General features: G+C 41.2%; 10 protein-coding genes. 8 read left to right on the top strand and 2 right to left on the bottom strand.

Annotated elements, in window-relative coordinates:
• Positions 1-823: 823 nt before the first annotated feature.
• On the bottom strand, positions 824-1,672 hold the full coding sequence (locus O3636_RS07895; protein WP_371642520.1) for a putative RNA methyltransferase: 849 nt from the start codon (positions 1,670-1,672) through the stop codon (positions 824-826).
• Positions 1,673-1,976: 304 nt separating this feature from the next.
• Here O3636_RS07895 and O3636_RS07890 point away from each other — a divergent pair, with 304 nt between their 5' ends.
• Positions 1,977-2,255, top strand: coding sequence for a DUF6110 family protein (locus O3636_RS07890; protein ID WP_000910903.1), 279 nt, complete (start codon positions 1,977-1,979; stop codon positions 2,253-2,255).
• A gap of 1 nt (position 2,256) precedes the next feature.
• A complete protein-coding gene (locus tag O3636_RS07885; RefSeq protein ID WP_371642518.1) occupies positions 2,257-4,317 on the top strand; it encodes a heavy metal translocating P-type ATPase in 2,061 nt (686 codons plus the stop codon).
• Positions 4,318-4,394: 77 nt separating this feature from the next.
• Here O3636_RS07885 and tyrS read toward each other — a convergent pair whose 3' ends face one another.
• Positions 4,395-5,651 carry a tyrosine--tRNA ligase gene (tyrS, locus tag O3636_RS07880; protein ID WP_371642516.1) on the bottom strand — a complete coding sequence of 419 codons (1,257 nt, stop codon included), beginning with the start codon at positions 5,649-5,651 and terminating at the stop codon, positions 4,395-4,397.
• 141 nt (positions 5,652-5,792) lie between these two features.
• Here tyrS and pbp1b point away from each other — a divergent pair, with 141 nt between their 5' ends.
• From pbp1b to O3636_RS07850, 6 genes are all read left to right on the top strand, one after another.
• Positions 5,793-8,258, top strand: coding sequence for a penicillin-binding protein PBP1B (gene pbp1b, locus O3636_RS07875; RefSeq protein WP_371642513.1), 2,466 nt, complete (start codon positions 5,793-5,795; stop codon positions 8,256-8,258).
• Between the two features lie 81 nt (positions 8,259-8,339).
• On the top strand, positions 8,340-9,251 hold the full coding sequence (locus O3636_RS07870; RefSeq protein WP_371642511.1) for a DMT family transporter: 912 nt from the start codon (positions 8,340-8,342) through the stop codon (positions 9,249-9,251).
• 229 nt (positions 9,252-9,480) lie between these two features.
• Entirely contained in the window at positions 9,481-10,179 is a 699-nt protein-coding gene (gene dapD, locus O3636_RS07865; RefSeq protein WP_049515894.1) for a 2,3,4,5-tetrahydropyridine-2,6-dicarboxylate N-acetyltransferase, read from the top strand.
• 67 nt (positions 10,180-10,246) lie between these two features.
• The gene (locus tag O3636_RS07860; RefSeq protein ID WP_224218517.1) at positions 10,247-11,377 is read left to right on the top strand and encodes an N-acetyldiaminopimelate deacetylase; all 1,131 of its coding nucleotides are present in this window, start codon (positions 10,247-10,249) and stop codon (positions 11,375-11,377) included.
• An 11-nt stretch (positions 11,378-11,388) separates the two neighbouring features.
• Positions 11,389-11,928, top strand: a complete 540-nt coding sequence (locus O3636_RS07855; protein ID WP_371642508.1) for a 5-formyltetrahydrofolate cyclo-ligase — start codon at positions 11,389-11,391, stop codon at positions 11,926-11,928.
• Positions 11,912-12,589, top strand: coding sequence for a rhomboid family intramembrane serine protease (locus O3636_RS07850; protein WP_371642507.1), 678 nt, complete (start codon positions 11,912-11,914; stop codon positions 12,587-12,589). Before O3636_RS07855 ends, O3636_RS07850 begins: the two co-directional genes overlap by 17 nt.
• Positions 12,590-12,615 lie beyond the last annotated feature (26 nt).

Genomic DNA, 12,615 nt, shown 5'->3' with positions numbered 1-12,615 from the left:
GATAGAAATCATAGATACAGTTAAAGCTTAGAAATACTGCTTTTACTCTCTTTCAACCTCATGTTTCTTTGTAGTTGATTACCTCATATTCCTTGTATTCGCTTACATAAAGTATTATAATATGATTGTAGGAAAGAAGGTGTTTTTATGATATATACAAAATTGGTGTTGTTTATTACCTTTCTTGTAATAAGCTTGTTACCTGATAAGATTTTTGGAAAAAATAAAAAAATTTGGAAAATAGTTCTTGCAATATTGACGGCGGTGGCAGCATTGTCATTTATGTACTAAGTTATTTTAAGAATGTAGGGTTTATTTTGGATTTTATTTGTTATTTTGACCTGCCTCTATATAGGTAACCATGATTTGTTTCCTCTCAATCATCAAGAAATTTCTTTTCGTGGTAGTTTCTGGGGATTTGTACTTGCCTTATTTCACTTGCTATTTATTGATAAGTTTGTTATTTCGAATCGAAAATAAATATGAGGTATATGCCTGACTGCCTACTTTTAAGATTGATTTTGGAGGAAAGATTTTGTCTCTATTATTTATTGCTTTAAATTTATTTATTTTGTACAAGATTTATTCTTTGAGACGGGAGAAATCGAAATACTTGATTTATACGGCCTATATCATATTTGGAGTAAATGTACTATATGGTATTCAATGGTTATTAAGAGAACTGATTTCAACTAATTCCCCTTAATGTGTATGGAAACTATAACAAAACGCATAAGATTAAGGTTTTTGTGAGCACCTGTTCTTATGCGTTTTTGTAATATTGAGGATTTTCAGTAAGTTTTCTACCTTTGCGAAGTCTCGTTTAGAATGCTTTCCCAACAAGGATCTCCGCTTCGATGGTAATCTCTGTCAGTTGGCTCCAGTCAATCTTGCTCTGGTCGATGTGAAAGAGGAGAGGCGTCATACTGAGTAGGGCTTGGAGCTGCTCTGCTGTGATAGTCTTAGTCAGAGAGGCCGTTTGGCTAGATAGGATGGTAAAGTGTTCTTGGAAATGATTTTTAATATCTTGGTTGGAATAGTCTTTGTTTGTCAGCTGGTCTTGTACCTTCTGACGGATTTCCTTGAGGTGATTTTCGGTTGGGATGACCTTGATCAAGATGCCGTCTTTGGATAAAACGCGACGAAATTCTCCATAATTGGCAGGGGAAAAGATATCAAGTAAGATATCCATGCTGGCGTCTTTTATAGGAAGACGAGCTAAGTCACCAACGAACCAATTTACTGCCCAGTTGGGTTCGCTCTTGGCAGCGATTTGGACAGAATCTTTGGAGATGTCAAAGGCATAGAAAGTTTTTTCAGAGTGACTTTCTTGGAGTTTTCGAGAATAGAATCCTTCGCCACAGCCAATATCTAAAATTGTTTTGGCATTTTTTGAGTTTGAAAGTAAATCAGAGATGGCCTCTAAGATAGCTTGGTAAAAGCCGGCTTCTAGGATTTGTTGGCGGTTTTGAAAATTTTCCTTGTCGTAGTTGGCAGATTGCTTAATTTGAGGGGCTAGATTGACATAGCCGAATTTAGCTAAGTCAAAAGAATGACGATTACAGCATTTGAGACTGCTCTCTACCAGAGTCAGATTTTCTTGACAGATAGGACAGGCAAAGGCAGTCGCAGAAGCAAAACGCTGAAGTTTGGGTTTGAGATTTGTATTCATAGTTTAAGTGTATCAAAAGAGGCAAATGAAAGCAACTTTAGGAGTAAGTAGATGGGAGATTCAGTAGAAATAAAACTAATACTCTTCGAAAATCAAATTCAAACCACGTCAACGTCGCCTTGCCGTAGGTATGGTTACTGACTTCGTCAGTTCTATCTACAACCTCAAAGCAGTGCTTTGAGCAACCTGCGGCTAGTTTCCTAGTTTGCTCTTTGATTTTTATTGAGTATAATTCTCCAATTTATAAAATGGAATTGCTTTTATATCTAAATTGCTATATAATAATGATAAGGAGGAAATAAGTATGTTAAAAGAAGTATTAAGCGTCGCAAAAGTTGCGAAAAAATCTTCATTATTTTTGGGTGGTGTCGCATTTGGTACCCTTGGTTTGAAAATCTTAGCAAGTAAGGAAGCTAAAAAAGGTTATTCTAAAGCTTTGGCTAAGGCTTACAAGTTGAAAGACGAGCTAGATGCATCTGTTTCTGTTGTGAAACAACATGGAGACGATGTCTTGCAAGATGCCAAATATTTGTACGAGCAAGAGAAAAAAGAAGAGCAATTAGATAGCCTTATAGGAGAATAATATGTCTTTTAAAGTGCTACATAGAGGATACCAACATATCCGACTATCATCTTCTTTTTCACTCACCTTGGATATTCAAGACTATCTTCGTTCCTTGGCGAGAGATGAAAAGGGAGTTGAGTCTATCCAGTTCTACATGGATCAACAGCACTTTACTCTACGCATAAAAGAAGGCTTTTCTGTATTAGATAATGCAGAAGCCTTTTTAAAAAGAATTGATAAAGGGAAAGTTTCTGAGTTGATGACTCTTCCCATTCGTAGAGAAGAGAGTGCTTATTCTATTGTTTCAGGTGCAGCGATTAAGCGTGTACTTTTTCGTAGTTTTGTGCCGTATCCTATTCGCTATATATGGACTTGTTATCAGGCTTTGGGTTATGTTAGAGAAGCCTATCAAACACTGGCGCGTAAGGAACTAACAATGGAAGTCTTGGACTGTTCGGCGATTTTATTGTCCTTGTTTATGAACCAATCCAAGACGGCTAGCAATATCATGTTTATGCTTGATTTGGGGAATCATTTAGATCAGTGGTCCTTGAAAAAAACTGCAACAGATTTAGAACAGAGTCTTCTTGCAAAAGAGAGCGATGTATTTCTAGTACAGGGCGATACGGTCGTTAGTATCAAGAGTTCCGATGTTCAAATAGGAGATGTCTTGGTCCTATCTCAAGGAAATGAAATTTTGTTTGATGGACAAGTAGTTTCAGGTTTAGGTATGGTCAACGAAAGTTCCTTGACGGGAGAGAGTTTTCCAGTTGAAAAAAGAGAGTCTGATTTGGTTTGTGCAAATACAGTATTAGAAACTGGAGAGTTGCGCATTCGTGTAACCGATAATCAGATGAACAGCCGGGTTTTACAACTGATTGAGTTGATGAAGAAATCTGAAGAAAACAAGAAAACGAAACAACGCTATTTCATCAAGATGGCGGACAAGGTCGTCAAATATAATTTCTTGGGTGCTGGGCTGACTTACCTATTAACAGGTTCTTTTTCTAAGGCTATCTCTTTCCTATTAGTCGATTTCTCCTGCGCTTTGAAAATCTCTACTCCTGTAGCTTATTTGACAGCTATCAAGGAGGGGTTGAACCGTGAAATGGTGATTAAGGATGGAGATGTTCTGGAGAAATATCTGGAAGTTGATACTTTCTTGTTTGATAAGACGGGAACAATCACAACTAGTTATCCTATAGTTGAAAAGGTGTTACCTTTTGGGGACTATAGTGAGGAAGATATTCTCAGAATCAGTGCCTGTCTTGAGGAACACATTTATCATCCTATTGCTAATGCCATCGTCAAGCAAGCTGAGATAGAGGGGATTGAACATGAGGAAATGCATGGGAAACTCCAATATATTGCAAGCAAGGGGATCAAATCTCATATAGATGGGGAACCAGTTCTTATTGGGAATTATGTTTTGATGCAGGATGAGCAAATTCATATCAGTTCAGAGCAACATGCTTTAATTGAAGAGTACAAGAGTCACTACAATCTCTTGTTCTTGGCTTATCAGAATGAATTGATTGGAATGTTCTGCATCCATACTCCTTTGAGAAAAGAAGCAAAAGCAGCCTTGGAGAAACTTAAGGCACAAGGGAAAAAATTGATTCTGGCAACAGGGGACACCTTGGTTAGAACAGAGGAATTAGTCAAAGATTTGCCCTTTGATCAGGTCTATACAGACTTGAAACCTGATGGGAAATTTGAGTTAGTAGAGGAACTGCAGAAAGCAGGTCACACTATTTTGATGGTTGGGGATGGGTTGAACGACTCAGCGGCTCTAACCCTATCAGATATCGGTGTGGTGATGAATGAGAGTGCAGACATTTCTAAGCAGATGAGCGATATCTTATTGTTAGATAATCGCTTGGATTTCTTCCAAGAGTTGGATTGGCTATCATCATCTTTGCAAACACTCATCAAGAAGAATATTCAAGATACCGTTGTCGTAAATAGTAGTTTGATTGGCTTTGGCTTGTTTAATTGGCTCAGTCCTTCAAATCTCTCTATCTTACATAATCTAACAACCTTACGTATAGTCCTGCGTAGCCTGTCTATTAATGGATAGGTGGGAACTATTCACAGCAAAAAGGAGTTACCTTTATCGAGGTTAACTCCTTTGTTTATAGGTAAATGTTGAACAATTTAGTAAGTCAATACAAAGTATTTTTTCTTCCCACGACGGATAACAGTCAGTTCGTTCTCAAGCTTATCTGCGTCACTCAAGACATAGTCAAGGTTTTGGATGCGGTCACCGTTTACGTAAATAGCTCCATTTTGGACATCTTCACGGGCTTGGCGTTTTGAGTTAACCACACCAGATGAAACGAGCAGTTCCACGATATTGTGGTTTTCATCTGCTTGAACTTGGTAGTTTGGCACTCCACGAAGTCCTTGTTTGAGTTCTTTGACAGAAAGGTTTTTGATGTTTCCTGCAAAGAGTTGCTCAGTGATGTTGAGGGCTTCTTTGTAGGCTTCTTCGCCGTGAACAAGTGTTACGACTTCACGAGCCAAGACTTTTTGTGCCAAGCGTTCGTGTGGAGCAGCTTCGAACTGTTTGCGGATGTCTTCAATCTCCTCAAGTGACAAGAAAGTAAAGATTTTCAAGAAGCGAACAGCGTCAGCGTCCATAACATTCATCCAGAATTGGTACATTTCGTATGGAGAAGTCTTTTCAGGATTGAGCCAGACTGCGTTTCCTTCAGATTTACCAAATTTCTTACCAGTTGCATCTGTGATCAATGGAACAGTGATAACGTGACCAGTCTTGTCAGACTTACGACGAAGCAATTCAGTACCAGCTGTCATATTTCCCCACTGGTCAGAACCACCGATTTGTAGCGTTACATTGTGGTCTTGGTTAAGGACGAAGAAGTCGTAACCTTGCATGATTTGGTAAGCAAACTCAGTGTAAGAAATCCCTGTTTCAATCCGTTTTTTAACAGATTCCTTACTCATCATGTAGTTGACAGTGAAGTATTTTCCGATATCACGGAGGAAGTCAATGAAGCTGATGCTGCCAAACCAGTCGTAGTTGTTGACCATGACAGCTTTATTTTCGCCATTTTCAAAGTCAAGAAAACGAGAAAGTTGTCCTTGGATAGACTTGACCCAGCCATTTACTGTGTCTTTTGTTTGGAGACTACGTTCAGCATCTTTGAAGGACGGATCTCCGATGAGACCTGTAGCACCGCCAACGAGCGCATAAGGTTTGTGACCTGCTAGCTGCAAGCGACGACTTGTCAAGATTGCGACAAGGTGGCCTAGGTGAAGGCTGTCAGCAGTTGGATCGTAGCCAGTATAATAAGAAACTTGACCTTCTTCTAGGGCTTTACGCAAAGCTTCTTCATCAGTCGTTTGAAAAATCAAACCACGCTCTTTTAGCTCATCAAAAATGTGCATGTGTCTTTTCTCCTTTTTAAAATTATTGTTTCTACCTATTGTATCACAAACTTGGGCAATAGCCTAGCAGAATAGGGAAGAAAGTGGCTATTTTATTGAAAGTTTACCTTTTGTGGTATAATAGATAGAGTGAGGAAATCCATGCAAAATCAATTAAATGAATTAAAACGAAAAATGCTGGAATTTTTCCAGCAAAAACAAAAAAATAAAAAATCAGCTAGCCCTGGCAAGAAAGGCTCAAGTGTCCAAATATCTAAATCCTTAGAGAAGCCAGCCGTTTTTCCAGCTATTTTACTGAGTATAAAGGCTTTATTTAACTTACTCTTTGTGCTCGGTTTTCTAGGAGGAATGTTGGGAGCTGGGATTGCTTTGGGGTACGGGGTGGCCTTGTTTGACAAGGTACGGGTGCCTCAGACAGAAGAATTGGTACATCAGGTCAAGGACATTTCTTCTATTTCAGAAATTACCTATGCGGATGGGACGGTGATTGCTTCCATAGAGAGTGATTTGTTGCGCACTTCTATCTCATCTGAGCAAATTTCGGAAAATCTGAAGAAGGCTATCATTGCGACGGAAGACGAACACTTTAAAGAACATAAGGGTGTAGTGCCCAAGGCGGTGATTCGTGCGACCTTGGGGAAATTTGTAGGTTTGGGTTCCTCAAGTGGGGGTTCAACCTTGACCCAGCAACTGATTAAACAGCAGGTGGTTGGGGATGCGCCGACCTTGGCTCGTAAGGCGACAGAGATTGTGGATGCTCTTGCCTTGGAACGCGCCATGAATAAAGACGAGATTTTAACGACCTATCTCAATGTGGCTCCGTTTGGCCGAAATAATAAGGGGCAGAATATTGCAGGAGCTCAGCAGGCAGCCGAGGGGATTTTCGGTGTAGATGCGAGTCAGTTGACGGTTCCTCAAGCAGCATTTTTAGCAGGACTTCCACAGAGTCCCATTACCTATTCCCCTTATGAAAATACTGGAGAGTTGAAGAGTGATGAAGACTTAGAAATAGGCTTGAGACGGGCTAAGGCAGTTCTTTACAGTATGTATCGTACAGGTGCCTTAAGCAAAGACGAGTATTCTCAATATAAGGATTACAATCTTAAACAGGACTTTCTCCCTTCAGCTACAGTCACAGGTGTGTCACGAGGCTATTTATACTTTACAGCCTTGGCAGAAGCTCAGGAACGTATGTATGATTATCTAGCTCAGAGAGACAATGTCTCCGCTAAGGAGTTGAAAAATGAGGCAACCCAGAAGTTTTATCGCGATTTGGCAGCCAAGGAAATTGAAAATGGTGGTTATAAAATTACTACTACCATAGACCAGAAAATTCATTCTGCCATGCAAAGTGCGGTTGCTGACTATGGCTATCTTTTAGACGATGGAACAGGTCGTGTAGAAGTAGGGAATGTCCTGATGGACAACCAAACAGGTGCTATTCTAGGCTTTGTAGGTGGTCGTAATTATCAAGAAAATCAAAATAATCATGCCTTTGATACCAAACGTTCGCCAGCTTCTACTACCAAGCCCTTGCTGGCCTACGGTATTGCTATTGACCAGGGCTTGATGGGAAGTGAAACGATTCTCTCTAACTATCCAACAAACTTTGCTAATGGCAATCCGATTATGTATGCTAATAGTAAGGGAACAGGAATGATGACCTTGGGAGAAGCTCTGAACTATTCATGGAATATCCCTGCTTACTGGACCTATCGCATGCTTCGTGAAAAGGGTGTTGATGTCAAGGGTTATATGGAAAAGATGGGCTACGAGATTCCTGAGTACGGTATTGAGAGCTTGCCAATGGGTGGTGGTATTGAAGTCACAGTCGCCCAGCATACTAATGGCTATCAGACCCTAGCAAATAATGGTCTATATCATAAAAAACATGTGATTTCTAAAATTGAAGCCGCAGATGGTAGAGTGGTGTATGAGCATCAGGATAAACCGGTTCAAGTCTATTCAAAAGCTACTGCGACAATTATGCAGGGCTTGCTGCGAGAAGTTCTATCCTCTCGTGTGACAACAACCTTCAAGACGAATCTGACTTCTTTAAATCCTACTCTGGCTAATGCAGATTGGATTGGGAAGACTGGTACAACCAACCAAGACGAAAATATGTGGCTCATGCTTTCGACACCTAGATTAACCCTAGGTGGCTGGATTGGGCATGATGATAATCATTCATTGTCACGTAGAGCAGGTTATTCCAATAACTCTAATTACATGGCTCATCTGGTAAATGCGATTCAGCAAGCCTCCCCAAGCATTTGGGGGAACGAGCGCTTCGCTTTAGATCCTAGTGTCGTAAAATCCGAAGTCTTGAAATCAACAGGTCAAAAACCAGGGAAGGTTTCTGTTGAAGGAAAAGAAGTAGAGGTCACAGGTTCGACTGTTACCAGCTATTGGGCTAATAAGATAGGAGCTCCTACGACCAGCTATCATTTTGCTATTGGCGGAAGTGATGCGGATTATCAGAATGCTTGGTCTAGCATCGTGGGGAGTCTACCAACTTCATCAAGCTCCAGCAGTTCAAGTAGTAGTTCTAGCGATAGCAGTAACTCAAGTACTACACGACCTTCTTCTTCAAGGGCGAGACGATAATTCTATAAACTGTGCTAAATGAAGTGGCTAATCAATGGATTGCCACTTTTTTCTTTTTCCCTTTCGTGTTACAATAAAGGTATGAATCAGTATCAGAAAAAGATTGTTAAAGGAACCATTTATTCGCTCCTATCCGGCTTAATCTGGGGAATCTGTGGAATTTTAGGAGAGTATTTCTTTACTCATTATCAGGTGTCTTCGGGCTGGATTACCTCTATGCGTTTGACACTGGCAGGGAGTTTTGTGCTCATTTGGTCTGCAGTGCAATTAAAATCGCAAGTGCTAGATATTTGGCGAGATAAGAAAAATTACCTGCCCTTTTTAGCCTATGCTATTTTGGGGATTTTTTCAGTCCAGTATTTTTTCTACCTCTGCGTAGAATACTCAAATGCAGCGACAGCGACTATTTTACAGTTTATCAGTCCTGTCTTTATCCTCTTTTACAATCGCTTGGTTTATCAAAAACGAGCGTCAAAAAGCGCTATTTTCTATGTTTTGGTTGCCATGCTGGGTGTTTGCTTGATGGCGACAAAAGGCGATCTCTCTCAGCTATCCATGACGCCACTAGCCCTTATAACAGGTTTGCTGAGTGCCATGGGGGTTATGTTTAATGTTATCTTGCCCCAACCTTTTGCGAAACGCTATGGTTTTGTACCTACGGTTGGGTGGGGGATGATTTTGGCCGGTTTATTTAGCAATGTCCTCTCGCCGGTTTATCAGCTTTCCTTTATTCTTGATATTTGGAGTATCTTGATTTGCCTCATTATCGCTTTCTTTGGAACGGCTTTTGCCTTTTTCATTTCCATGAAGGCGGTGTCCTTGGTTTCTCCCTTGGTGGTTTCCGTTATCAGTGCCAGTGAACCTCTCTCTTCTGCTCTCTTGAGTGTTTTGTTCTTAGGATTGGTAGTGGATTGGTCCCTTCTTCTAGCGATGGCCTTGATTATTTTACCTATGATATTTTTGTCTATAGAAGAAGCGAAAGAAAGTAGATAAAAAGTCTTTTCTTAATTCTAAAAGTGTGCTATACTAGAATAGTCAATAAAACACGGGGAGATAGTTGTGAAGATTGTTTTTAGGTTGTATCGGTAGGGGCTTGCTTTTACCGACAGCACGTTTTATCTCACATCCCTAAAAAATCATACCTAAAAACAAACAAAAAGGCTTCAAATTTGAGGCCTTTTTTGGTAGAATAGGTATCATTAAAATGAACTAGGAGGCGCCTATGACTGCTACAAAAATGAACGCACAAGAAATTATCCAATTTATCGCCAATGCTGAAAAGAAAACCAGTGTTAAAGTAACCTTTGAAGGACAACTTGCAACTGCTGTACCTGGATCTGTTGTCAAACTAGGGAATGTCCTATTCGGAGACTGGAAGGACGTGGCTCCGCTTCTAGATGGTTTGGTAGAAAATCAAGACTATGTTGTTGAGCAAGATGCTCGTAATTCTGCAGTTCCTTTGCTAGATAAACGTGCTATCAATGCTCGTATCGAGCCAGGTGCTATTATCCGTGATCAGGTTGAAATTGGTGACAATGCTGTTATCATGATGGGAGCCGTTATCAATATCGGTGCTGAAATTGGTGCAGGAACCATGATTGACATGGGTGCTATCCTTGGTGGCCGTGCTATCGTTGGGAAAAACAGTCACGTTGGTGCAGGTGCGGTTCTTGCAGGTGTGATTGAGCCAGCTAGCGCAGAACCAGTCCGTGTTGGAGATAATGTTCTTATCGGCGCTAATGCAGTGGTTATCGAAGGGGTCCAAATCGGTAGTGGTTCAGTTGTCGCAGCAGGAGCTATTGTTACCCAAGATGTCCCAGAAAACGTGGTGGTAGCAGGTGTTCCAGCTCGTATCATCAAAGAGATTGATGCCCAAACCCAACAAAAAACAGCGCTAGAGGATGCGCTTCGTACCTTATAATTGTAAAAGTAATAAAGAGGCGGAACCCTTCTTCCAGCCTCTTTCTGCTATATAGGAGGATAGATAGATGTTAGATTTGATTCAGATTAGACGAGATTTGCACCAGATTCCAGAGATTGGCTTGGAGGAGTTCAAGACTCATGCTTATTTGCTGGATGTGATTGAGAAATTGACTGCGGGCAAGGAGTTTGTTCAAGTTCGTACTTGGCGGACAGGTATTTTGGTCTATTTGCAGGGAAGTCAGTCAGAGCGGACCATTGGTTGGCGGACAGATATTGATGGTCTTCCTATCGTCGAACAAACAGGCCTTCCTTTCGCTTCCCAACACCAAGGTCGCATGCATGCTTGTGGCCATGATTTTCATATGACTATTGCTTTGGGCTGTCTTGAGCGAGCCCTTGAAGAGCAACCAAAGAATAACCTGCTCTTTCTGTTTCAGCCTGCTGAAGAAAATGAAGCTGGTGGTATGCTCATGTATGAGGATGGTGCTTTTGGAGACTGGTTGCCAGACCAGTTTTATGGCCTCCATGTTCGACCAGATCTGAAGGTTGGACAGATTGCGACCAATACTCATACACTCTTTGCAGGAACTTGCGAGGTGAAGATCCGTTTCAAAGGAAAAGGCGGACACGCAGCCTTTCCACATGAAGCCAATGACGCCTTGGTGGCTGCTAGTTACTTTGTGACCCAAGTACAGTCAGTGGTTAGCCGCAATGTCAATCCAATCGAGGGAGCAGTGGTGACCTTTGGAGTTTTTCAAGCAGGGACAACCAACAATGTCATCACAGACACAGCCTTTTTGCATGGAACTATTCGGGCCTTGACACAGGACATGAGTCTCTTGGTGCAAAAAAGGGTCAAAACAGTTGCAGAAGGAGTTGCAGCAGCCTTTGATATGGAAGTCGAAGTGGAACTCAAACAAGGTGGATACCTACCTGTTGAGAACAATCCAGCCTTGGCGCGTGAACTGATGAACTTCTTTGAAGAGAAAGACGGAATCGAGTTGATTGATATCGAGCCTGCTATGACAGGTGAAGACTTTGGTTATCTCCTTTCAAAAGTTGATGGCGTTATGTTCTGGCTTGGTATAGATAGTCCCTATGCCCTTCATCACCCTCAGATGAATCCTAAGGAAGAAGCATTAGCTATTGGGGTGGATGCGGTCTCTAGTTTCCTGAAAAAGAAGGCAGCAGAGTAGAGGGCTTGTCTATGAAATCGGAATTACGCAAGCAAGTCTTGCACGAAATGAAGGCTTTAACTCGAGAGCAAAAACAGTTTATAGATCAAGCTTTAACAGAACGACTTTTACACCATCCCTTTTATCAAGAAGCTAAGGTCATCGCAACCTATCTCTCTTTTCCTCATGAATTTCAAACGCAGGAACTGATTGAGCAGGCGCTGAAGGATGGCAAGAAGGTTCTGATACCTAAAACTTATCCCAAGGGGCGCATGGACTTTGTGGTCTATGATCCGCAGCAGTTGGTAAAAACTTCCTTTGGCTTACTGGAGCCACAGGGAGATTTGGAAGTGGTAGATGCCTCTCAGATTGATTTGATTCATGTTCCTGGCTTGGCTTTTACGACAAAGGGATATCGGATTGGCTACGGTGGAGGTTATTATGACCGCTATTTGGAATATTTTTCTGGTCATACTTTGAGTACGATCTATCCTTGTCAAATTCAGGACTTTAGCCCTGAAAATCATGATATTCCTGTTCAGGAGGTATTAATTGATGAAGGAAATCTTTGATAGACGTTACCCTGTGACGAGTTTCTTCCTCTTAGTGACGGCCTTAGTATTTCTACTAATGTTGGTGACTACAGGTGGAAACTTTGACAGGGCGGATACCTTATTTCGATTTGGAGCCATGTACGGGCCTGTCATTCGTCTCTTTCCTGAGCAGGTTTGGCGTCTCTTCTCTGCCATTTTTGTTCATATTGGGTGGGAGCATTTCATTGTTAATATGCTTTCGCTCTATTATCTTGGTAGGCAAGTAGAGGAGATTTTCGGTTCTAAGCAGTTTTTCTTTCTCTATCTCTTATCAGGAATGATGGGCAATCTCTTTGTTTTTGTATTTAGTCCCAAATCATTAGCAGCAGGCGCCTCTACCTCTCTCTATGGGCTATTTGCTGCAATTATTGTTCTTCGCTATGCAACTCGCAATCCTTATATCCAACAGCTAGGGCAATCTTATCTGACACTTTTTGTGGTTAACATTATTGGAAGTATTCTGATTCCAGGAATTAGTCTAGCAGGTCATATCGGAGGTGCAGTTGGTGGAGCATTTCTAGCAGTTATCTTTCCAGTTAGAGGAGAAAGACGGATGTATAGCGCTAGTCAGAGACTGGTAGCGTTAGTGTTGTTCGTAGGACTTGCAGTCTTGCTTTTCTACAAGGGAATGGGAATGTGAAGAAGTTGGAAGACAATTTGTGTAAT

It is taken from the genome of Streptococcus sp. 27098_8_76 (assembly GCF_041432315.1).
Lineage (GTDB): Bacteria > Bacillota > Bacilli > Lactobacillales > Streptococcaceae > Streptococcus.
Note: the sequence above shows the minus strand (reverse complement) of the source record. Positions and strands in the feature narration are given on the sequence as shown.

What these genes read in the sequence shown, in the direction of transcription:
- O3636_RS07895 (WP_371642520.1), bottom strand. Translation starts at nt 1,672, where the DNA reads ATGAATACAAATCTCAAACCCAAACTTCAGCGTTTTGCTTCTGCGACT.
- O3636_RS07890 (WP_000910903.1), top strand. Translation starts at nt 1,977, where the DNA reads ATGTTAAAAGAAGTATTAAGCGTCGCAAAAGTTGCGAAAAAATCTTCA.
- O3636_RS07885 (WP_371642518.1), top strand. Translation starts at nt 2,257, where the DNA reads ATGTCTTTTAAAGTGCTACATAGAGGATACCAACATATCCGACTATCA.
- tyrS (WP_371642516.1), bottom strand. Translation starts at nt 5,651, where the DNA reads ATGCACATTTTTGATGAGCTAAAAGAGCGTGGTTTGATTTTTCAAACG.
- pbp1b (WP_371642513.1), top strand. Translation starts at nt 5,793, where the DNA reads ATGCAAAATCAATTAAATGAATTAAAACGAAAAATGCTGGAATTTTTC.
- O3636_RS07870 (WP_371642511.1), top strand. Translation starts at nt 8,340, where the DNA reads ATGAATCAGTATCAGAAAAAGATTGTTAAAGGAACCATTTATTCGCTC.
- dapD (WP_049515894.1), top strand. Translation starts at nt 9,481, where the DNA reads ATGACTGCTACAAAAATGAACGCACAAGAAATTATCCAATTTATCGCC.
- O3636_RS07860 (WP_224218517.1), top strand. Translation starts at nt 10,247, where the DNA reads ATGTTAGATTTGATTCAGATTAGACGAGATTTGCACCAGATTCCAGAG.
- O3636_RS07855 (WP_371642508.1), top strand. Translation starts at nt 11,389, where the DNA reads ATGAAATCGGAATTACGCAAGCAAGTCTTGCACGAAATGAAGGCTTTA.
- O3636_RS07850 (WP_371642507.1), top strand. Translation starts at nt 11,912, where the DNA reads ATGAAGGAAATCTTTGATAGACGTTACCCTGTGACGAGTTTCTTCCTC.